The organism is Robertkochia sediminum (assembly GCF_016786255.1).
Taxonomy (GTDB): domain Bacteria; phylum Bacteroidota; class Bacteroidia; order Flavobacteriales; family Flavobacteriaceae; genus Robertkochia; species Robertkochia sediminum.
On record NZ_JADMKT010000072.1, the window covers coordinates 13126 to 34799 of the forward strand.

13 protein-coding genes are annotated in these 21674 nt (G+C 47.7%); 7 read left to right on the forward strand and 6 right to left on the reverse strand.

The window, feature by feature from the left end:
• Positions 1-11 precede the first annotated feature (11 nt).
• The gene (locus IS446_RS05510) at positions 12-2207 is read right to left on the reverse strand and encodes a DUF5916 domain-containing protein (protein WP_203059014.1); all 2196 of its coding nucleotides are present in this window, start codon (positions 2205-2207) and stop codon (positions 12-14) included.
• Between the two features lie 127 nt (positions 2208-2334).
• Here IS446_RS05510 and IS446_RS05515 point away from each other — a divergent pair, with 127 nt between their 5' ends.
• Positions 2335-3768: a S41 family peptidase gene (locus tag IS446_RS05515; RefSeq protein WP_317192172.1), complete on the forward strand. Its 1434-nt coding sequence runs from the start codon at positions 2335-2337 to the stop codon at positions 3766-3768.
• Between the two features lie 70 nt (positions 3769-3838).
• The gene (locus IS446_RS05520; RefSeq protein WP_203059015.1) at positions 3839-4204 is read left to right on the forward strand and encodes a DUF2200 domain-containing protein; all 366 of its coding nucleotides are present in this window, start codon (positions 3839-3841) and stop codon (positions 4202-4204) included.
• Positions 4205-4209: 5 nt separating this feature from the next.
• Here the strand turns inward: IS446_RS05520 and IS446_RS05525 are convergent, their stop codons facing one another.
• Positions 4210-4659 (reverse strand): Lrp/AsnC family transcriptional regulator, encoded by a 450-nt coding sequence (locus tag IS446_RS05525; protein ID WP_203059016.1) that lies wholly within the window; start codon positions 4657-4659, stop codon positions 4210-4212.
• 170 nt (positions 4660-4829) lie between these two features.
• Between IS446_RS05525 and IS446_RS05530 the strand changes: the two genes are divergently transcribed.
• Entirely contained in the window at positions 4830-5984 is a 1155-nt protein-coding gene (locus tag IS446_RS05530) for a histidine decarboxylase (protein WP_203059017.1), read from the forward strand.
• A gap of 119 nt (positions 5985-6103) precedes the next feature.
• On the forward strand, positions 6104-6820 hold the full coding sequence (locus tag IS446_RS05535; protein ID WP_203059018.1) for a class I SAM-dependent methyltransferase: 717 nt from the start codon (positions 6104-6106) through the stop codon (positions 6818-6820).
• A gap of 61 nt (positions 6821-6881) precedes the next feature.
• Here IS446_RS05535 and IS446_RS05540 read toward each other — a convergent pair whose 3' ends face one another.
• The 3 genes from IS446_RS05540 to IS446_RS05550 all read right to left on the reverse strand — a co-directional run bounded on the left by IS446_RS05540 (position 6882) and on the right by IS446_RS05550 (position 15448).
• Positions 6882-7232 carry a hypothetical protein gene (locus IS446_RS05540; RefSeq protein ID WP_203059019.1) on the reverse strand — a complete coding sequence of 117 codons (351 nt, stop codon included), beginning with the start codon at positions 7230-7232 and terminating at the stop codon, positions 6882-6884.
• Positions 7233-7667: 435 nt separating this feature from the next.
• On the reverse strand, positions 7668-13025 hold the full coding sequence (locus IS446_RS05545) for a fibronectin type III domain-containing protein (RefSeq protein ID WP_203059020.1): 5358 nt from the start codon (positions 13023-13025) through the stop codon (positions 7668-7670).
• A gap of 2 nt (positions 13026-13027) precedes the next feature.
• Positions 13028-15448 (reverse strand): hypothetical protein, encoded by a 2421-nt coding sequence (locus IS446_RS05550; RefSeq protein WP_203059021.1) that lies wholly within the window; start codon positions 15446-15448, stop codon positions 13028-13030.
• A 248-nt stretch (positions 15449-15696) separates the two neighbouring features.
• On the opposite strand from IS446_RS05550, the gene IS446_RS05555 reads away from it, so the two are divergent.
• Both IS446_RS05555 and IS446_RS05560 read left to right on the forward strand, forming a co-directional pair.
• Positions 15697-16656, forward strand: coding sequence for a helix-turn-helix domain-containing protein (locus IS446_RS05555; RefSeq protein WP_203059022.1), 960 nt, complete (start codon positions 15697-15699; stop codon positions 16654-16656).
• A gap of 204 nt (positions 16657-16860) precedes the next feature.
• On the forward strand, positions 16861-17436 hold the full coding sequence (locus IS446_RS05560; RefSeq protein ID WP_203059023.1) for a hypothetical protein: 576 nt from the start codon (positions 16861-16863) through the stop codon (positions 17434-17436).
• Positions 17437-17524: 88 nt separating this feature from the next.
• On the opposite strand, the gene IS446_RS05565 is transcribed toward IS446_RS05560, so the two are convergent.
• Positions 17525-19330, reverse strand: coding sequence for a glycoside hydrolase family 15 protein (locus IS446_RS05565; RefSeq protein WP_203059024.1), 1806 nt, complete (start codon positions 19328-19330; stop codon positions 17525-17527).
• Positions 19331-19406: 76 nt separating this feature from the next.
• On the opposite strand from IS446_RS05565, the gene IS446_RS05570 reads away from it, so the two are divergent.
• On the forward strand, positions 19407-21614 hold the full coding sequence (locus tag IS446_RS05570) for a bifunctional alpha,alpha-trehalose-phosphate synthase (UDP-forming)/trehalose-phosphatase (protein ID WP_203059025.1): 2208 nt from the start codon (positions 19407-19409) through the stop codon (positions 21612-21614).
• Positions 21615-21674 lie beyond the last annotated feature (60 nt).

Here is a 21674-nt window from a genome sequence, read left to right on the forward strand (position 1 = left end):
CTCACCTGCCATCAGATATTTAACCAATAAGACACCTTGAGGTTGATCGATCGGTTCTTAGGCTCGAAGGCATTCACAAAGTAATTATCATTGTACACCAGGAAGAGATCAGACAAAGGGGCGAAGCGCCATTGCAGTCGCGAATTGATCCCCAGGTTATCCAACTGATTGCTGTACTGGAACAGGGTCGACCAGAATACCGATTTGCTAAAGGTGATGTTCATACGCGGTACGATAAGCCAGATATCGGCATCGGGATAATTTCCCGGAAGATCGATCCTGTCATAGTTCACATCAACAGAGAATAGCATCTTAGGCTGTAACCGGAGGTTGAGGCCACCACGCAGGGAAAGCCGGGTTCCGTTATAGAAGGTTCCATAGTCCGGACGTACCTCAAATGATAAGATCTTACGACGGTCGGAACGGTACTGAAGTTGAAAGGAGTTGTAATAATACCCTACATCTCCGGGAAGCTCTTCGGCCCCTTCGGTCCCCGTAGGATCAAAGGGATCGGTGAGAAAGGTATAACGGTTGATGAGTCGAGCTGTAAATTCGGCCTGGTTGGTAAAGGCCACATTAAACGTACTGAAGATGGCGTAGTCGGTATTCTGGTAGTCCAGGGTGGGCCTCCAGATAAAGTTCGGATTTACCCGAAAACTGTAATTATTGATCTTTTCTCCGCGTTTCCAGATGGTATACTCGGCAAAGGGGCGGGCCGAAACAATATCGGTACGCCTGATAAATCCGAGGTCAGAACGGAAGTCGTCTCCCACATAATTCCCCCGTATCCCATAAGAGAAATTGGTGGAGTTGTGTCTCAGGTTGATCCCACCGGTGTAGCTTTCATCTCCGATATTCGTAGCAAAGGCCTTGTGCAAAAAGAACTTTCCTACCCAGGTATTGTCTTCAGAGGCAAGGTTGTAATCGAGTCCCACAACCCTGTTATAGCGCTCTTCCGGATCCAGAAAATCATAGCTGTCAAAGGTCTCCCGGTTCACAAAAAGGAAACTAAGATTGGAGCGGGAGAACATCTTTTTTTGCAAGGCGATCACCGTATTGTTACGCGATGCGATCTCATTCTCTACGTCTTCTTCGGTTTGTATGTTCATGAGTCCGAGTCGCCAGTCTTCGTTGATCTTTCCACTCAATCGGGCACCGGCAATGATGGGGTTCTCAATGGTTTCCCCGTCTTTATTGGTAGCGATCCCGATACGGCGGGAAAAGAACGGATTCATATCGCGTTCGTCTCCAAAGGTGCCAAAAAGGTCGCTGTTGTCAATAAAGAACTGTCGGCGCTCCGGAAGGGAGATCTCAAAGCGGCTGAGGTTCACCACGATATTATCGACCTCTACATTCGAAAAATCCGGATTCAAAGTAAGATCGAGGTTCATCCCTCCTCCCACTGCGATCTTGGCATCGCCGCCGACCTTCATATCGCGCATGCTTTTATCGGTGACATAATCCTTATTGGCCTGAGCGTTGATATAAGGGATCAGGGCTATCGGCGTTCGCGAGCGCCCAAGGGGTTTTTCAAAAACCATATCACCCATAAAGGCCAGGTTGAAGATAAGCTGATTCTGAGGAATCGGATACCAGGTACTCTGCTCGTTGTCCTGCATATCAAAACGATAGCTGTTAAATCGAAACTTGGTTTCCCCATCTCTGAACTTCAGAGAGGTAAGCGGTATGGCGATCTCTGCCGTATAATGATCTTCGTAGATACGCGTTTCGCCCTGCCACTTGATATCCCACGAAGTGGTGAATCCGCCCAGGTCGCCACCCCCGTTAGAGATAAGGGCTTCCCTGCGTACACCAAGCGGATTGATACCGAAGAGAAAGGCGTTCGTACCGTCGTTAAAGGTATCGAACATCAGGCTGATGTTGTCGTTACCACCAGCTCGAAAATCCCTTTGCAATGAAGGGATCACATAGTCTTTTCCCGAGGTGTATACGGTAATTCCGAGGTAGAGTGTGGCATCATCCACCAGCATTTTAATATCTGTTGGCTGATGGGCCAACACACTATCGGTTGGGAAATACTGCATGAAGTCGTGCGCACTGTCTGCTGTTTCCCAGGCCTCCTCATCAAGGATACCATCGATGCTAAAAGACTGCTGGGTGTATTTTACAGTAAAAGATTTATGCTCCTCCTGTGCTAAAAGCAGGAAAGAGCAAAGCAGGGCAATACTTGCAAATACGAACTTCATTAAATCGGGTAGTATAGTTAGTTAGGGTCCTCCAAAGTTAACAGAATAAGTAGTTAAAGGATTCATAAAACTTTCGCCCGGAATGGATGCTCCCTACAAGTCCTGATATGTTAAAACCTCAGGACGGGTGTTACAAGATCTTCGTAAATTCGTTTACATACAGAAAACCATTGACATCAACCACATGAAAACCATCCTGTTGCCACTGCTGGCCCTTTGTTTTACCCTAACCACCTTTGCCCAATCAGAACGAAAGACATTTTCTAAAGAGGAGGTGCTAAAAGACCTCGACTTCCTGTATCAGGCACTGGAAGATGCCCACTTTAATATTTATGCCTATACCACCAAAGACGAGTTAGATGCCATCTACAGCTCCATAGCAAGTTCAGTAACTAAGGATAGCCTGGATTATATTGAAGCTACCAATTTGCTACAGCCCCTTGCCACGGCCATAAAGAACGGACATACCGAAGTGGAATTTCCCACAGAAGCATACATCAAATACGCCTATGGAGGCGGCACGCTCTTTCCTTTAGAGGTGGCACTTGAAAACAATAAGGCACTCATCAGAAATAATCATTCCGATCAGGACATTCCCCACGGGGCACAACTCATGAGCATTAACGGGACGGCCATGACCGAAATTATCGAGGTCATAGCACCACATATCCCAGCCGAGCGCCCCTACTTTATGAATGCCAAAATAGAATACCTCACCCTCCCAAGGGCCTATTGGCAGCTCTTTGGTCCCCAAGACGAGTTTACCGTAGATGTAAAGGATGGTGATCAGGTGAGGTCCTATACGCTGAAGGCCATAAAGGCACTGGATGATTTTGAAATGAAGCGCAGGGATATCATTGATGAAAGCAGGTTTTTGAAATACTACGGAAACACGGCCTACCTCCATCCGGGGAAATTTGGGGGCGATCTGCCTAAATACAAAAAGTTCATCGATTCGGCCTTTGCCGATATGAAGGCTAAAAACAGTAAAAAACTCATTATTGACTTGAGAAATCACGGTGGTGGCGACGACCCTTTTGGCGATCATATAGTGAGTTATTTTGCCGATAAGCCCTTTAAATGGAACAGCGAATTTACCCTGAAAACAAGTCAGTTTCTCAAAGACCATACCCGCAAACACTACGATACCACCGAGACCTATTGGAAGGAAGTTTTGAATCGTAAGAACGGGGAGATCTACGACTATGCCTTCGAAGAGCAACAACCCCAGCCGGAAGGGAAACGCTTTAAAGGGGAGGTTTATGTACTGGTGAACCGACAGTCGTATTCACAATCGACGGTAACCGCAGCCCAGATCCAGGATTATGGATGGGCCACCATCGTAGGGGAAGAGACCGGGGAATATCCCACCCTGTACGCCTCTATTTACAACTTTAGCCTACCCCATACCGGTATCAAAGTGCGGGTTTCCAAAGGGCGTATCGTACGTGTTAACGGCAGTACTGCAGAAGAAGGGGTTATGCCGGATATCTTGATCAAAGATCATTTGCTGGATGAGAAAGACGAGATCCTGGAAGGACTTTTAGAAAAGATCCGGTGATGAGGCAGGAAATTTGTATTTTACCCTCATCACTGAAATAGCACAGGGACTAAACACCTAACCAACCCGAATGAGTACAACAGCAAAACACGACGATCGCATTGCAAAAATGACCTTCGCCTCGGTATATCCACATTATCTCACTAAGATTGAAAAGAAAGGAAGAACAAAGGAAGAATTACACCGGGTCATTGAATGGCTAACAGGGTTCGATGAGCAGCGTTTGCAGGAACTTATGGATGAAAAGGCCACCTTTAAAACCTTCTTTGCTGAAGCGACATTACACCCCAATGCCGAACTCATCAAAGGGATGATCTGTGGTTACCGAATCGAAGAGATCGAAACTCCCCTCACCCGGCAGGTACGCTACCTGGATAAGCTGGTAGATGAACTGGCCAAAGGCCGGAAAATGGAAAAGATCCTTCGGGAGGCCTAGTCCGCTCATAGTTCAAAAGCCGTTCGCTCTTTCACCGAATTCATAACAAATGCACTGTGAATGTTCGAAATTCCGTCGATCACAGAAAGCTTTTCATTGATAAACTGGTGGAATTCCTGTATGTCGCCTACGGCCACCTTCAGCAAAAAATCAAAATTTCCGGAAACGTGGTGACACTCCATGATCTCCGGGAACCGTGTGATCGCATCTTCGAACTTACTTATGAGTTCCTTTTGGTGTTGCAGGAGGGTTACCTGGCAATAGGCAACGACCCGCTTGCCGATCTTCTCCCGGTCCAGTAAGGCAACGTAGGCTTTGATAACACCTTCCTTTTCTAACTTTTTAATACGCTCATAGGTAGGGGTCACGCTCAATCCGACCTTGGCAGCGATTTCCTTGGTATTCTGTCGGGATCGCTGTAATTCCATCAGGATCTTCCGGTCTGTATGGTCCATAAGAGATTTTTTTTCTGCAAGAGGAAAACACCTCTATTAAAATCAGTGCAAAATTACTGTATTTATAGCATTTTAAGAATTATTTCCCAAAACAAGAACCTAAGGAGAAACAAATTCTACATATACGTAGATTTGCAAAAATTAAACCTAAGCACTGTTTAAAAGGAGATATGGAACAACATTCGGTAACCTCAGGACCTCAACGTTTAGATGCCCTAAAAGCGAAGATCAGGGAAGCGAGTGCGCTTTTCCTGGGATACCCCGTATCGAAGGATTTTGACTATACGCCCCTTTACGACTTTTTAAAATACCCCATCAATAACCTGGGAGATCCTTTTGAAGACAGCACCTATAAGGTTCAGACCCACGAACTCGAACGGGAGGTGGTGTCCTTCTTTGCAAAGCTATTCCGCGCCAATCCGAAAGATCACTGGGGGTATGTGACCAATGGCGGATCGGAAAGTAACCTCTACGGACTCTATATTGCACGTGAGCTGTACCCAAAGGCGATGGTGTACTATTCGGAGTCTACGCATTACAGTGTGAAAAAGAACATCCATTTGCTCAATATCCCGAGCATCGTCATCCGCTCCCAGGAGAACGGCGAGATGGATTACGAAGACCTCGAAAGAACCCTGCAGTTCAATCGCCATAAACCGGCCATTATCCTTACCACCTTTGGTACGACCATGAAAGAGGCCAAGGACGATGTATCGAAGATCAAAGGTATTCTGAGGCAATTGGCCATCCAGGACCACTATATTCATTGCGATGCCGCACTATCGGGATCGTACGGGGCCTTTATGGAACCGAGGCAAGCCTTTGACTTTCAGGATGGGGCCGACAGTATCTCGATAAGCGGACATAAATTTATTGGTTCGCCGATTCCCTGTGGTGTTCTGGTGACCAAGCGCAGCCTGAGAGACCGTATCGCCAAGGGCGTGTCGTACATCGGTTCGCTGGATACCACCATTACCGGATCCCGTAACGGCCATAGCGTACTGTTCTTATGGTATGCCCTAAAGGCTATGGGAGCAGAAGGACTCAGAAGGAGGTACCAACACAGTCTTGAGGTAGCACAATACTGCAGGACAAAACTTCGTGAACTCGGGGTCGATGCCTGGAGTAATGAGGGGGCGATCACGGTCGTATTCCCAAAAACCTCAGAAGCTCTGAAAAGGAAGTACCAGCTGGCCACCGAAGATGTGACCCATATTATCTGTATGCCCAATGTGACCAAAGCCCATATCGACGCTTTTATTGAAGATTACAAAACAGATATGGAAAAGGTTCAAGAGCCGGTTTTTGAAGAACTGGCCTTTTAGTCCGTCTATAGATCTCCTGACATTTAGCGAAATAACGTATCTTCATTGGGTTACTGCATCTGATGGCACCCCTGCCCCGATACTTACCACTGCTCGGCCTGCATGCCTAAAACACATGTATGATGAAATGGAGTATTCGTACCCTCTTGCTTTGCCTGGTGTTTACTCTCACCGCGGTGGGCCTGGCCCAGGAGAATGATATCTATACCTACAAAGAGGGTGACCTTAGTGGGATAGGTAAATGGTATATGGATCGCGAGATCGCTGCGGTCATGAGTTATATGGGTATGGGCTGGCTCGAGCGTACCTCCCGGGAACAGGAAGAGCATACCTCCCGATTACTGGCTAATATGAACCTACAGCCCGGTGATATCGTAGCCGATATCGGCGCGGGTTCCGGGTACCATGCGGTCAAGATCGCCGAAAAAGTTCCCGGCGGAAAGGTTTATGCGGTTGATATACAACCCGAGATGTTGGCCGCCATAGAAGAAAAGCTCAAGCATTCCGGTAATGGGAATATCACCACCGTTCTCGGGGGGAGGCAAACGGTGAATCTCGCTCCCAATAGTGTCGATAAAGTACTTATGGTCGATGTATACCACGAGTTCGAATTCCCCCTCGAAATGATGACTTCCATACGAAAAGCCCTGAAACCTGACGGATCGGTATACCTCATCGAATACCGGGGAGAAGACAGCAGCATCCCCATCAAGCGACTACACAAGATGACCGAAGCCCAGGCAGTAAAAGAAATGCGTGCCGCGGGTTTTGAGCTGGTAAAGAATCGAAAGAACCTCCCCATTCAGCATTGTATGATCTTTAAAAAGATGGAGTGAATGGGATAACCACCCTGTCAGCGTCATAACGCTGACACCCCTCCTTGGAAAGGAGGGAGTATTATTGTTGCTCTGATTCCGGCCAAGGATGGAAGTGGTATTCATTTTCTTTATCAGCTATTGTTTTGGCATCGATTATCCTGAAGAGTTCTTCAGCTTCGAACTGTGTATTTCGCATTGATGTTAATGTCAAACTCTTTCCTTCAACTTTATATAGTTCATTAGTATTATCAAGCCTATCTTGTATTTCTTCCTTAACTAACTGATTATCTCCATCCTTTACGAAATCAATGTAACTCCCATCAACTTTAAAAACGTAAAAGACATAATAATTTTCCACTCTCAAACCTCCTCCGTGAAATTCCTTTCTTTCTATCAAGTCAGAAACATAATAACCGTTTGTTTGAATCATTACATTAATATTTAAGCACTATGAAAAATAAAATCTTAGACTACCCTTTTTAAAATCATTTCATTTTTACGGGATATCATATATTTCACTGTTATTCCTCGTTAGGCCAGGGGTGAAAGTGGTATTGCTCACCATTCTTTTCAATTGTATCGGCAGAAAGAATTTTAAATACAGTATCCTTACAATACGACTTGGAAGGATCTAAATTTGTTATCAAAGTATTTTTATCGTGAAATTGGTACGTCGATTTTGACACAGTTAGTTCCCTTTCAATATCCTGCTTTCGGAGACCATTTTCTTCACTGATATACATTAGATATTTATTTGAATTCTCTTTAAAAACATAATAAGTGTACATATGATTTTCGAACAAGTGACCTGCGTGAATGTCCCTAGATAAATACTTCTTCGATCGATAGTAGCCGTCTGTTTTTATCATTTGATGAATATTTTAGTTAGGGGATCATAGGTATATCCATTCTGAAATAATAATTGAATCTCTTGACCATAGCCAGATAACACCCCCTTATTGTTAGCAATAGGTGAACTTTTTAAAAATTGAATTAGTTCCTGGAAATTCTCAAAATCATATTCAGCAAGAACATTTTTATCTCTAATCACCATCCTTATATCCATAGGATCGGTCGCCGCATAGATCACATCTCCACGTTCTATAGCTTTCAACAGCCAGGGCTTGTTGAACTTTTCCCAGAAATCCCCACCGGCCAGGAGATCCGAAACATTCAATATGTTAAATCCGTTATTACAGGGACCATCGAACATCTGATGCTTCAGGTTTCCTAATAACTTTTTAATGATATCCTGCATATCGGTTATCCCTTCCTCCGCGAAAATAAACTTCCCAATGATCGTGGTGCACTTACCCGGAGTACTGGTCACCTTCTTCAAATTGGAGGCGTTCAGGTCGATGATTATCGGATCTCCACCTTCGCCTTTGTACCTTCTGAGGATCTCCAATGCTTCATCATATCCGGATTCAGCGAAGAATTTCTCGTTATCCTTTCCTCGCATATAGGCCAAAACATCTCCGGATTCCTTATTCCCCAATAACAATTCCCCCGTCTCCAAATCATGCTTAATATAGTATTTATTCTGCATATAATGCATAACAGCCTTCGACTCATCGGCCCAGAACTCCATTGCCGTGCGGTCACATTGGTAACAATCGGGAAAGCTCTTCCAGTTTATTTTCAGCAAATTCTGCTTACCTCGCCGGGGTAACTTCAGGAAGGTTTTGATCCATTCAAGATCTTTATAATGGATTCTTATTTCCTTTTCAAGAAGTGGCGCGGCAACTTCCCTGTTGGTGATTACCGGGGTGAGTTGCAATTCCCAGGCTTTCGACTCCCGGAGGCTCTTCACATTGATCTCTATCCTATCGTCTACTTTTGAGGCAAAGGCTGCAAATAACCTGGAGGCCTCTGACGCAGTATCCAGTTTGTCGACTACCTGCCGTACCCCGCTAAAAGGGATCACCAACGCAGTGCTGTACATACCGGCCATCTCCAGGTCGCCCCGAAATGAGGCGTAGACGATCCCGGCTACCTCTGCCCCTCCTTCGACATACGGATTGGGTACAAAGGCGGCCAGATCAAGACCTGCATAGACCATCTCATCAATGAGCGCAAAGGCGTTGTAGTCGTAATAATCTTCCTTATCTAAAGCTGTGTCCGATCCAAACTGTATCCCCCACCTCGCCGCATATTCATTGCTCGCTGTGGTTGTGGCATAATAGGCTTTGAGCTTATCCGGATGATCGAGTAAGGCCTCTCTAAGCACCCCTAATTTCGATTCATCGGCTTTCCAATACTGTCCGGGGTCACTTCCAAAGGCCATCTCCTCCTCGATCATGGCCTGACTTAAAAGGTTGTTCATATCGGCCATCCAATCGTCCCTTAATTCACGATAATGCAACGACTGGTCTAACTGCCCCATCATTTCGCTATTCATGCTTTGCAGATCCCTCAGGTCTTGCTGCATCTGCGCGATCTGTTCCAGGTGCGGACTCTTATAAAATTCCGTTGCATAGATAAATGGGAGTCCGCGAACGCCCTTACCACTCTCAGGACGCTCATGGGTATACAACACCTCGCCATTGGCCCGCAGGTAGAAGCGATGAAGTACATAAGGCTTCTCCAGGGCTGCAAAGGCCCCGGACGCCAGGGAATACAAATCCTGATAGGTGCCCGGGGTAAAATGATCGCCACCGATCAGGGTGGCATCAGAAAGGGCCATTCCGCTTACCATACAGGATACCATTCCCGAATTGGTGTGCAAGGCGTTATATCCGGCGAAAATCAGGACGGTAGGCTCCTGTTGTAATCCGGGGATTTGATCCAGGATGGCCTGTGCCCGCTTTTCGGGTTCGTTCAAAGCTCCCCGTCCGGAGGAATCGTACCCGAGCACATAAAAGTTGATCCCGGTAAGGGCTTTGAGTAAAAAGAGCTTGTCTTCCAGCACCTGTTGCGACTCCCCTAGCTGCTCATCCCCGAAATTTAAAAGGTGGTGAAACTCCCCTACCGGGGCATGGGTCATGGTCCCCAATGACACTCTGCGTACATGGGCAGCTTTCAGTACCCCGGCCAACATAAGCATGTCTTCTTCCGGAAGTTCGTAGTCACCTCCCTGCTCACAGATTCGGGTGAGAAAAAGGTCTCCTTGAGCTACCGGGCCATCACAGGGAATCGTAGCCTCGAAGGTGTACACACTTTCATCGTACAGACTTAATTCGGGAAGGTCCTGCTGAACGTCTCCATAGGTTGCCGAATAATAGGAGTTGTATCCGCATCCGCCATCCTGCTTAAAGAGGTATACCTTGTCGTCGCTGTCAAGATCGGTCACTTCGGTGATCTTATACACTTCTCCTGCTGCATTCTGATACCCCAGGAATCCGGATTCTCCCATGACGGCGTGATAGTATTGGCCATCTGCCTTAAATCCGGGAACAGTCCCATCCGGGATATTGCCGATCTGCTTGCTGCTTATCACCCGGGTATCTGCAACCTTAAAGGGCTTCCATTCCGGGGTAAACCAGGTACGGCCTCCAATCTCCTTATCGCTATCGTCATCGAACCAGTGCAGTTGGAGCTTGTCACTACTCAATTGCTGCCAGTCCAGGTAGGTAAGCGATGTACCCGCACCGCGGTCCATAAGGGCTCCTTCAGAACCGGTATCCTCAGGGTGCTCGAGGCCCAGCAAACCATGACCCAATTCGTGAAGGGCTACCTCTGCAGTACTGCCTTTTGCTTCGATACTTCCGCCCTCAAAAACATAGCCCCATTGCCTGCCGGGAGGCATAAAGCCGGCGATACCACCGGTATTTCCCGCATACGCACCCGGAAAGAACAGGTAGCAGGCTTCGGGATCTGTAAAGTGTTCAGAAGCCATAAAGGCTTTCTGGAAATCCTTAAACTCCCCGGGATAATCGGCGAGTAATCCGCTACCATGATAATCCATCATCCCATTGACATTCCCGGTATCCCATAGTTTCTTATCCGGGGCAAATACCGCCGCCTCTTCCAGCTCTAAGGACACCCCTACCGGATCAAACACCTCCCTGGCCAAGGTGGTTATACTTTCAGGTATTGCTCCATTGGCTCCCGGAACGAGAATCACCTTCACCTCCGGCATGGGTGGCAGATGATGCAGGTAGAAGGTTGCCACAACGGTATACTTACCTTCCCCATCTGGGGCACACAATACCACCTGCTCCTGCCGGTACCCTTCGAGTCCGCTGAGCTCCATACGCAGCCCTTTCCCTCCATCGATCACCGTTGCCGGGATCTCACGCCCTTCCATGGTCTTGATCACCAGGCTATCTGCCATACCCACTTCTTCAAGCCGCACATAGAGATGATCGGTAGCTCCTGATAGCACCGCCTTATGGAGCGGATGATAGGCCGCGCCGCTCTTATCCTGCAGTACGGGATACCGCTGCTTTTTCCAATCGGAATCGGCGAGGTCCAGGGCATAGCGGGTATCTTCTCCCCTGTAAAACTGAATGGCTCCTCCGTCTTCCCCCAACGTCTTTACCGCAGGAGCACCATGTTCATCGTAAGCAACCCCTGTAGTATTCACCGGTGTTGCGGCCCCTCCTGGAGCCCCCTCACCTACCCGGGTAACCTCACCATCGCCACTGACCTGCCATTGACCTCCGGTGGCATCGGTAATGAGCAAAACATCTCCCTGATCTTGATCTATGGTGGTGATACTGCCATCGGGAGCTGTGATGATCACCTTACCATCGCTAACTTCGATCTGGCCTTCCCCGATCTCCATATCGGGAAAGCTCACTGTATGTATATCATCCCCGGTAATGGCATCAACCACATCTTCGACCTCATCGATCACCGCATCGATATCGAGCATATTCGTCCACTGCTTATCGTACACCGTATGCACCACCCCTGATGCCAGCGCCCGATCATTATTGATAAAGACATTGGTAAATCGCACACCCACGCGAATGTTGGCGAGGTAGGGTATGCGCACTACTCCCTGTCCCGAGAACCTCCCCTGGGCGCCCTGAACCTCGTGCACTTCTATGGTAAAATCGCCGGCAGTGAAATGCTCGCCCACCTCCAGTACCGGCAAGGCCACTTCACTATGAATATCGGCAGCTGGGGCGATCCCGCACTCCAGTACATCCTCGGGAAGGTTGGTGATTCCGGTCGTAAAAAAGTGTGAGTTGCTAAAAACGGTTTCCGACAACTCGCATTTTCTGAGCACCTGGTATTCATACCGGGTTTCCCCTTCGAGTCCCCAAAGGGTAAGCCAATTGAAGGAGGTACTGCTGTAAAACCACTGATGATCGTCGCCGGCCTTACGGTACCGCACCGTATACTCGGAGAGTACATTGCTGTTGTCTTCCCAGGAAATATTGGCCTGGCTCCTGCCCTTGACCTCATGGGCGATCCCTGTTGGTAGTTCACACGGACTGGTATAGTCAAACCAGAAGACCTCACTTTCGGTGAGGGGAGTACCGCTCCTGGTGAGATCATCGTCCAAAGGCCATTCACTTACCCGCCAGGCGTATCGTTTATCTGGTATCAAGGGCGTGGCCTGAAGGTCGTAAAGAAAGCTAGGTGCCGTGGTCGTGGTTTCAAATATGGGAGAGGACGATAAAAAGGCGGCTTGCGGATCCTGTGAAGTATCCCAAACCTCCACCAACCTCAACTGGTAGCGCACCATACCGGGACTATACCCTCTTGGGGTCCACTGAAAAAATACCGCCTGGGGGGTGACCACGGGTACGGTAGCTCCCCTTTCCGGACTTAATAGCAGGGGAGGTTCCCGGCGGTTGTGATAGAACACTTCGCAAACCCGTGCCGATAACCGCTTACCACTTAGCATATCGAACACCTCCACACAAAACTGGTAATAGCCCTCCGGCAACATCCCGGTATAGGTGTCGTAGCTGATCCCGGAAAGGTTGTCAAACTGGAAATAAGATGCGATCACCGTTTCCGGCACCACATAGGGCACACCACTCTCAAGTACCAGTGCCGCACCGGCATCCATGGTACCGCTGGTCATGGATAGTCCCTCTCCGGTCAGGCTGAACCTCAGGGTTACCGAACGACTGGGAATACTGAGATCATTGAGCAATAAGCTCAATTGCACCGGTTGTATTACCGCACCAAATCCGCCCAGGGCGCTTATACGCTCCACCCTGGTAGCATTAATCTTCAGATCGGCCGTAACAGGAAACACCTGGGCCCGGGTTAAGAGGACATGGAAAAGGAATAGAAGAATGAACTTGAATGCTCTCATGGTCATTTACTTTTAAGATGATAGTAGCGCAGGTCTACTGCGGTGTTTGATGTATGTTGAAGCGAACGGCGGTAGAAATGATCGATGAGCCCGGTTTCAATAGCCAGGCGTAGTGCTTCGGGAGTTGTGCCCTGCTCCAGTGCTGTAAGGTGCTCCTGCAAATGACTTTCCAGGTAGGTACGTATCGCAGGGTTCACAGCACCATCAAAGGAGAGGCCCTCATACGATCGCAATTGGGTTTCAAGCCAGCGATGCCCTTTAAGTCGGCGGGAACATTCGCGGTAAGCCTCCTCTAAACGCCTAAGTTTTGCCTCATCTTTTTCTGTCCCCGTATTGGTCCAAAGCTTTTTGCTTTGGACATACCTGCGCTCCAGCTCATGATCGGTGTGCCGCATATCGAAAATGATCTTTCGAATGGCCATGTCGGCCTCGTGATAATAGCGCTCAATTGCGTCGCCGTAATGGTAGAGTACTGCCAGGTAGTGCAGGGCGTGAAATTTATATCCCGATCGCTTTTCCTGTTTCAGGTAGGCCTTTCGCAGCCGTACCAACTCTTGCTTAGCATCTTCCGGAAGCACCCGGAATTTAGGATCCCTGCTCACCAAGGCCAGTTGCCGGTTGACCTCAGCGATGGTTCCTGAGTACATCACATCCCGGTAGCGAAACCGCACCTTTACGGGGGGATTCGTCTTTATCCCTGAAATATCCTCCCGGTCCTGGAGCGATATCCTGAAATTATCAAAGCGGTAATGATAGGTGAGTTGAATGGTGAGGTCGCCCCCCGGTGCACGTTCCAGATCGCGATACTGGTAGAGTCCGGAAGCCCCCAGTTGATGAAAGGAATAAAGGTTCCAGGAAGCATTTACACGGCAGTTGAAAACACTACCATCATACCCTTCTCCTCCATCGGTACGGTTATATCCCATGGTCATACGCGTATTCAGTTTTTTATTCAGAAAAGCCCTCCCGGCATGGACACCCGGGCCCCAGGTAAGACGGTCCTCCTGTCCGCCGTTGCTCAGGGAGGCATTGAGATTGGCACCGTACTGCCACCCCGATTCACGGAGGCGCACATCGTAATTAAGGGCTCCCTGATAAAATTGATCCTGGTGTTGTTCTCCCTGGGAGGCATCAGTACGATTGCTGTTCTCCTGAAAATTGAGGAGTAAAGACCAGGCACGATTGTTCCCCGGAGCGTTCACGATTTGATATCGCATATTGATGGAGGCCTGTTGAGAAAGCTGACGATAGCTCAGGGTGTCAAGGATATCCAGGGTTGAAACCCTGTTGATCTGATCAAACTGATCCCGCGAATTGGTATGGGTAAGAAAATTAGAATAATGGGTATGTACCGAAAGTTTGCGGTCGGGAGTATAGGCCAGATCCACACTATTCACCATTCGCCTGAACTCCGAATTCTTTGTTCGGTCGAGATTGTCGCGCTGCACCCCCGATCGCAATTGTAAGGCTACCTTGCCCTTAAAGAGCGATTGACTGGCGGCAACGGCAATGTTTTCGAGATCGGCATTGAAATAATAGGCCCCAAAGGTCCTGTACCCCGGATCAACACGCTCGTATACCACGGCCAGATTACCTGCAAAGGCAGGATAGTCTAAACTTACCTTCAGGGCATTGTACCGTTCCCTGGAAAGGTGCGATATGGAATCGCCAAAATTTTCTGGAAAATATCGCTTCATGCCTTCCTCATCCAGTCCGATCACCGAATGCGCATGATCCACCACGAGGCGCCCTTTTTGAAATACCGATAATCGCCCTTGCCAACCCAATACCAGGTTACGCTCGGGAAAAGGGTATTTCGAGAGCTCTGAAGCTCCGGGATCAGGTCGATCGTTGGCGGTAAAGACCATCGCCTTGAGGTCCCATGCCCGAGAGGTATACCCCAGGTTTACACCATAACCGCGACGTTCATGAACGGGAGTAATTTCCGATCGATCCGGAAGGTAAGGCACGTGTTTCAGCAAACGGCCGTACATGACCGCTGCAGACCAGGGGCCACTCCCCCTGTATTCTGCCCCCACCCCGGTAAACTGATGTCCGTCAAGGGTATACGGACTAAAACTCATACTGGCATCTCCAAGATGTAGTTGAAATCCTTTATATGAAGGATGAAAGCTGAACCTGTTCAACCTTATCGGAGAAGGAAACCGCAACTGTTGATCGCTATAGGTAAACGAAAATGGCAGGTGGTAAATACCGGCCACGGTGAAATTAAGATCACCGCGCACCATATATCCGAAGGGGTCTCTTGGAGCCATACCATTGTAAAACACCCCCAGGGCCTGAATGCCGCCGCTGTACTTTAACCACTTGTCTTTCCCCAAACGGTCTAAAGCAACCGACTGTGCATCACAAACACCTCGTGCTCCCAGCATGAATACCACTGCGATAATAATTGCTCTCATACGTATCACCCCAGGGGTCAGGGCTGAAAAACTAAATATAGATTATTTTCTATATTAGAACAAGTTTTACCTTCGTAAAGTTTTGATATCGAATGCATTGTCATAACCGGTGCAGTTAGAAAATTCTTCAGTACCGATTAAATCAATCGATATAACTTACTGTATTTCAATACTATATGAACTTGTTAACAAAGAAATAGGTTAAAAATGACTAGCTTAGAAGCAAACAACCAATCCAACCTTCCATTATGGAACCGGGTAGCAGGGAAAGCAAAGACGAAAAGTTTCTTCTTAAGCTTGAACAGCTCATTAAAGACCATCTTGATGACGAAAATTTTGGTGTTCAGGAACTTGCAGAAGAAGCAGGATACAGCCGATCGCAGCTTTACAGAAGGGTAAAACTCCTGGTAGGGGTTTCTACCAGTGTTTTTATCAGACGTGTTCGGCTACACGAGGCTTTGGAAATGTTGAAGCACGATGAAGCCACCACTTCTGAAATTGCCTACAGGGTGGGCTTTAACAGTCCGTCATACTTTCACCGATGTTTTCAAAAATACTACGGCACCACTCCCGGGGCTTACAAGGAATCGGTTCACCAACCCAAAGACTTTAAATACACCTTGTCTCACGAAAGCAATGGCCGGGATGCTGCCGGATCTCATGGATCCCCTAACAAAAATTTTAAGAAAATTGGTGTTATAGCCATTACCATACTCAGCATATGTGCGATAGCATTCTTCGCCTATTATTTTCCGAAAACACCTTCCGCCGCTGAGCCAGAGACCATTGCCGTGTTGCCTTTTGCCTACCTCAGCGCACAAAACGACACCCGCTTTTTTGCCGATGGTATGGCCGACAACCTTATTTTGAAACTCTCTGACCTCGACGACCTGCAGGTGGTGTCCAGAACCACCTCCGAAAACTATCGCGACCGTGGCGGAAGATCGGTGCGTCAGATCGCCGACGCCCTGAATGCCGACTATCTCATTGAGGGCAGTGTGCAGTGCCTCGGCGACCGGGTACGCATTCATATTAAGATCATTCATGGCGGGACAGACTCTCCTGTATGGAGTGAAATGTACGACCGCAATATGACCGATCAATTTGCCGTGCAAAGTGAGATCACCTCACATGTGACCTCCCAGGTGAGGCTCATGTTTGAAAAAAACGATTCTGATATACACGATTCCCCTCTCAAAGACAGCTAATAAGCTGCAGATCACCCATTAAAGGCGCACCATATATTTTCTGCATATCTACGCAACATAGCTTCAAAATACAACATAGCTGCATATATAAAACACATAGTTTAAGGACATAGGTATTTAGTCATGCAACAGCGATTTCATGACCTTGCAAACGGTTTTTAAGTACAAGACCGGTTCATTCATTAATCAAAAAACATCATCATCATGAAAACGCTAAATGTAAAAATGCTATCCCTCCTCTTTGTCTCTTTAGGAATGTTATTCGCTTGTAGTGACGACGACAACGGTGGCTTATACCAGGAACCCCGATCATTGAACGCTATGGATGAAACTGCTATCCCGGTTACCTTAGACCTTGCGCTTCGTTTGGATGAGGCCGTGGAAAGTTTAAGCTGTGGCGAAGGAAATTTGTTCTATGCTCACAGTGGTGAAAGTGAGGCACCGACGCTTGGGGATTATTCCCTTGACCTATCGTATTGTGGTGCACCGAGGGAAGAAACACTCTCCAACATCGAAGTGACCATTACCGATGCCAACAACAATAAACTCTTTTTGCAGCAAAAGGTCGATACCGCAGCCTCAGACGGCCTTCCCACAAGAGGGTCTAACAACGATAATGCGTTAAGCAATAACAACGAGGTCCTCATCCTTGAGATCACAGGAGGTACCGGGGTCTATAACAACTATACCGGAGAGATCTCTTCAAGGCTACCGGCCAACTTCAGTGCAGGTGTTCCTTCGGTAAATATGACCTTTACCGGCTATCTCATGCAACAGTAATCCTTTGCTAAATACGATACCTACAAACACGGGCAGGGCCTCTTTTGAGAAACCCTGCCCGTTCATTTAGTTCATTCACTAAACCCCGTCAGGCATTCATCTTTCCCTTAACCTGTTCTGTTTGGGTCAGGGAATTGTTGAGATTTACCGCGGTCTCTATGAGCGCAAGGTGGGAATACGCCTGGGGGAAGTTCCCCAGCAATCGCTTTGTTTTAAAGTCGATATCCTCACTAAAGAGTCCGAGGTGATTGCTATACGACAGCAGGCGTTCGAAATTCTCCTGTGCTTTTTTGGTTTCACCGATCTTGTTCAGGGCGTTGATAAACCAGAACGTACAAATGGTAAAAGAGGAAGAAGGCAAACCAAAATCGTCCTTATTCTTATAGCGATACAATAAGCCATCGTTACTCAACTCCCTTTCAATGGCATGTACTGTAGACACATACCTTGGATCGTCTGCTTGTATAAAGCCGTAGGGTTCCATAAGCAAGACGCTGGCGTCCAGATCGGGTGAGCCGTAACTCTGAGTGAATGCCTGCACCTCATCGTTCCAGGCGTTCTTCAGGATGTCCTCTTTTATGGTATCGGCCAAGGCAGTCCATTGGGATCTCCTTCTGTTCTTCCCCATGATATCGGCCACCTTAAGCGCCTTATCAATAGCTACCCAACAAAGCACTTTCGAAAAGGTGAAATGCCGTTCTTCGGTACGAAACTCCCAGATCCCTTTATCGGGTTCCGTCCAGTGCCTGCTCACCACCCAAACAATACCTTTGGTAATGGACCACAGCTCTTCACTATTCTCTATATCATTCTTAAAGTGTACGATCTGCTCATAGATCACATCCATAAGAATGCCGTAAATATCGTTTTGGCGCTGTTCGTAAGCCGCATTTCCGATACGCACGGGTTTGGAGTTCACATACCCCTTTAAATGATCGAGGGTTTCTTCGGTAAGCACCTTTTCCTTATTGATCCCATACATGATCTGCAGCTTTTCGTCCTTTTCGGGAACCAGGTCGATGATAAATTGCAGGTACCTTCTGGCAATGTTCTTATGTCCCAGTTCCGATACCACCTTGATCACCATAGAGGCATCGCGGATCCAGCAAAAACGGTAATCCCAATTGCGCACCTCTCCTATGGTCTCGGGTAGAGAGGTCGTAGCTGCGGCCAGTACGGCCCCCGACTTGTCATAGCTCAGTAATTTCAGGGTAAGAGCGCTGCGGCTAATATGTTCGTTGTATTTATCGTAATTGGGCGTGCGCTCCATCCAGTTGAGCCAATACACCAGGGTTCGGGACATTTCCAGGTGGGCGCGCTGCGTGGTAGGCGCAAAGATCTTTTCATTATACCCAATATGAAAGAATCCATCGGAGTGCAGGATGATCTCTTCACCATCAACAACACCCTGTTTATCGAAATTCGTATAAAGAAACAGGGTATCGTACTTCTCCTTATCGGTCAGGCTTACAATAAATTCGTCTTTAACATAGGTGGTCGTAGTTCCCATAGCATATTCGAGCCTGGGATCGTAATCGACCCGAAATCTGGGTTTACCACTAAGGTGTTTGATATAACGCACGATATCGGGCGGCGCATGATGTCCGCCTCGCTCCTTCTTGTATCTCGGCATAAAGTCGCGAACCTCAAAACTGTCTTTCCCATTGTTAAAACGGGTCACCAGAATGTTGGTATTCCGCAGGTATTCCTGGGAGACATTATAATCGTCTGTAACCTTAAATCCGAAGTACCCTCCGATCTCATCATCGAGCAACCTGGCAAAGACCGATGGCGAATCAAATTCGGGCAGGCAAGCCCAATGTATCGAACCGTCTTTATAAACCAAAGCTGCGCTTCTGCAATTTCCAATAATTCCGTAATCGAGGTTTAGCATTAAATCTGAAATTAATTTATTAATACCCTTAAAATTTCAGTAAATTACCAAAAAAAACGGGATTTCTATAAGGATCATGAGTAAAACGATTATTGTTTCCAACCGACTACCATTACAAATAAAACTAGAAGAAAATAACCTTAAGATCACCCCTAGTGTGGGTGGATTGGCTACCGGAATGAAATCGGTACACTCTGAGGGGGATGGTCTCTGGATCGGATGGTCCGGACTCACCCAGGAGGAACTCACCGACGAATTGCGGGAAAAGGTGGCTACGGAGGTACGCAAAGAAAAATGCGCCACGGTTCCCCTTACCCAGGACGATATGGACCGGTATTATTTCGGCTTCAGTAATCGTACCCTTTGGCCGTTATTCCACTACTTTATGGAATACACCGAATTCGAAAAGGATTTCTGGGATTCCTATAAGGAAGTCAATGAGAAGTTCGCCAAGGTGGTACTTGAAAATGCAGAAGATGGCGACACCATTTGGGTGCACGACTATCAGCTGCTTTTATTGCCGGGAATGATACGCGATGCCAAACCCGATATTTCCATCGGATTCTTCCTCCATATCCCCTTCCCTTCTTATGAGATCTTCCGAACCTTCCCGTGGAGGGAAGAAGTGCTGCACGGCATGTTAGGCGCCGACCTCTTAGGATTTCATACCTACGACTACGAAAGGCACTTTTTAAGTTCGGTAAAGCGTATTCTTCGGGAAGATGTGAACTTTAACGAAGTGGTTTACCAGGACCGGGTGGTGAAGGTCGATTCGTTCCCCATGGGAATTGATTACCAAAAATTCTATAAGGCCGCACAACAACATACCAGTCTGGATCCTTCAGAACGATCAGACCTGCAAAAACGTATCGACGATCACTTTGAGGCCGATGAAAACGCCAAACTCATCCTTTCTATAGACCGGATGGATTACACCAAAGGGATCCCGAACCGCATCAGGGCCTTTGAATACTTTTTAAACAAATATCCCGAGTACAAGAATAAGGTAAGGCTGGTCATGCTAGCCGTACCATCGAGGTCTAACGTACCCCAATACCAGTTGCTCAAAAAGGAGACCGACGAATTGGTAGGTAGGGTGAACGGAGAGCTGGCCACTGTGAGCTGGACTCCTATTTGGTACTTTTACCGCTCCCTGCCCTTCGACAACCTTATCGACCTGTATACCTCGGCCGATGTGGCCCTGATCACACCGGTACGGGACGGTATGAACCTCGTGGCGAAAGAATATATCGCAACCCGCGTGAATAAGGACGGGGTACTTATTTTGAGCGAGATGGCGGGAGCCGCCCAGGAAATGAACGAGGCCTTGCTTATTAATCCGAATAATTTCGAGGCTACCGCCGACGCCCTGAAAAGAGCACTGGAAATGCCCGTGAAAGAGCAGAAAAAACGCAATACCATGCTCCAGAAACGTCTGCAGCGCTACAGTGTAGACAAATGGGCTGCCGAATTTTTCCGTTCCCTGGAAGCCACCAAGAACCTGGACCAGGTGGTCATGGGCAGAAAGATCAATACCGAGATCGAAAATAAAATGGTCGAAGAGCTCAAGGCTGCCAATCGCTCGCTTATGATGCTCGACTACGATGGTACACTTACCGGATTCAAAGACAATCCTGAAGATGCCGCTCCCGATGAAGCCCTTATCGAACTGCTGCAAAAGCTCAATGCCATACCGGGTAACGATATGGTGATCATTAGTGGTCGCGACCGGGAAACTCTGGAAAAATGGTTCGGAAAATACGAGTTCAACATGATCACCGACCATGGAGTGTGGATGCATACTGCAGAAAAAGGGTGGCAATCGCTCGAACGTATTCGCACCAACTGGATGGAGAACATTCGCCCCATTCTGGAAACCTTTACCGACCGTACCCCGGGATCGTTCATCGAAGAAAAAAGATACTCCCTGGCATGGCATTACCGCAAGACCGACCCCGAACTGGGGGTTAAAAGGGTGATGGAGCTCGATACCGTACTTACCAGCCTGATCTCCAACAACGAACTGAGTGTTCTTAAAGGGAATATGGTCACCGAGATCAAGAGCAGTAATGTGAACAAGGGCCGGGCCGTTTCCCGAATGCTCTCCGAAACGCGTTACGATTTTATGTTTGCCATAGGAGACGACTGGACAGACGAGTATATGTTCGAAGAAATGCCGTCTAAGGCCTATACCGTAAAGGTGGGATACCAAAAGACCAAGGCGCGCTTCCATGTACATTCCAACAAACAGGTAAGGGCGCTATTAGAAAAATTCACCAAGTAATTGCTTCTCCTGAGGTAACCTTGTATTACCTCAGGAGATAACACCTAAACTCATTTTATT

What these genes read in the sequence shown, in the direction of transcription:
- IS446_RS05565 (WP_203059024.1), bottom strand. Translation starts at nt 19,330, where the DNA reads ATGCTAAACCTCGATTACGGAATTATTGGAAATTGCAGAAGCGCAGCT.
- IS446_RS05550 (WP_203059021.1), bottom strand. Translation starts at nt 15,448, where the DNA reads ATGAGAGCAATTATTATCGCAGTGGTATTCATGCTGGGAGCACGAGGT.
- IS446_RS05520 (WP_203059015.1), top strand. Translation starts at nt 3,839, where the DNA reads ATGAGTACAACAGCAAAACACGACGATCGCATTGCAAAAATGACCTTC.
- IS446_RS05510 (WP_203059014.1), bottom strand. Translation starts at nt 2,207, where the DNA reads ATGAAGTTCGTATTTGCAAGTATTGCCCTGCTTTGCTCTTTCCTGCTT.
- IS446_RS05530 (WP_203059017.1), top strand. Translation starts at nt 4,830, where the DNA reads ATGGAACAACATTCGGTAACCTCAGGACCTCAACGTTTAGATGCCCTA.
- IS446_RS05545 (WP_203059020.1), bottom strand. Translation starts at nt 13,025, where the DNA reads ATGAGAGCATTCAAGTTCATTCTTCTATTCCTTTTCCATGTCCTCTTA.
- IS446_RS05570 (WP_203059025.1), top strand. Translation starts at nt 19,407, where the DNA reads ATGAGTAAAACGATTATTGTTTCCAACCGACTACCATTACAAATAAAA.
- IS446_RS05560 (WP_203059023.1), top strand. Translation starts at nt 16,861, where the DNA reads ATGAAAACGCTAAATGTAAAAATGCTATCCCTCCTCTTTGTCTCTTTA.
- IS446_RS05540 (WP_203059019.1), bottom strand. Translation starts at nt 7,232, where the DNA reads ATGATTCAAACAAACGGTTATTATGTTTCTGACTTGATAGAAAGAAAG.
- IS446_RS05525 (WP_203059016.1), bottom strand. Translation starts at nt 4,659, where the DNA reads ATGGACCATACAGACCGGAAGATCCTGATGGAATTACAGCGATCCCGA.
- IS446_RS05555 (WP_203059022.1), top strand. Translation starts at nt 15,697, where the DNA reads ATGGAACCGGGTAGCAGGGAAAGCAAAGACGAAAAGTTTCTTCTTAAG.
- IS446_RS05535 (WP_203059018.1), top strand. Translation starts at nt 6,104, where the DNA reads ATGATGAAATGGAGTATTCGTACCCTCTTGCTTTGCCTGGTGTTTACT.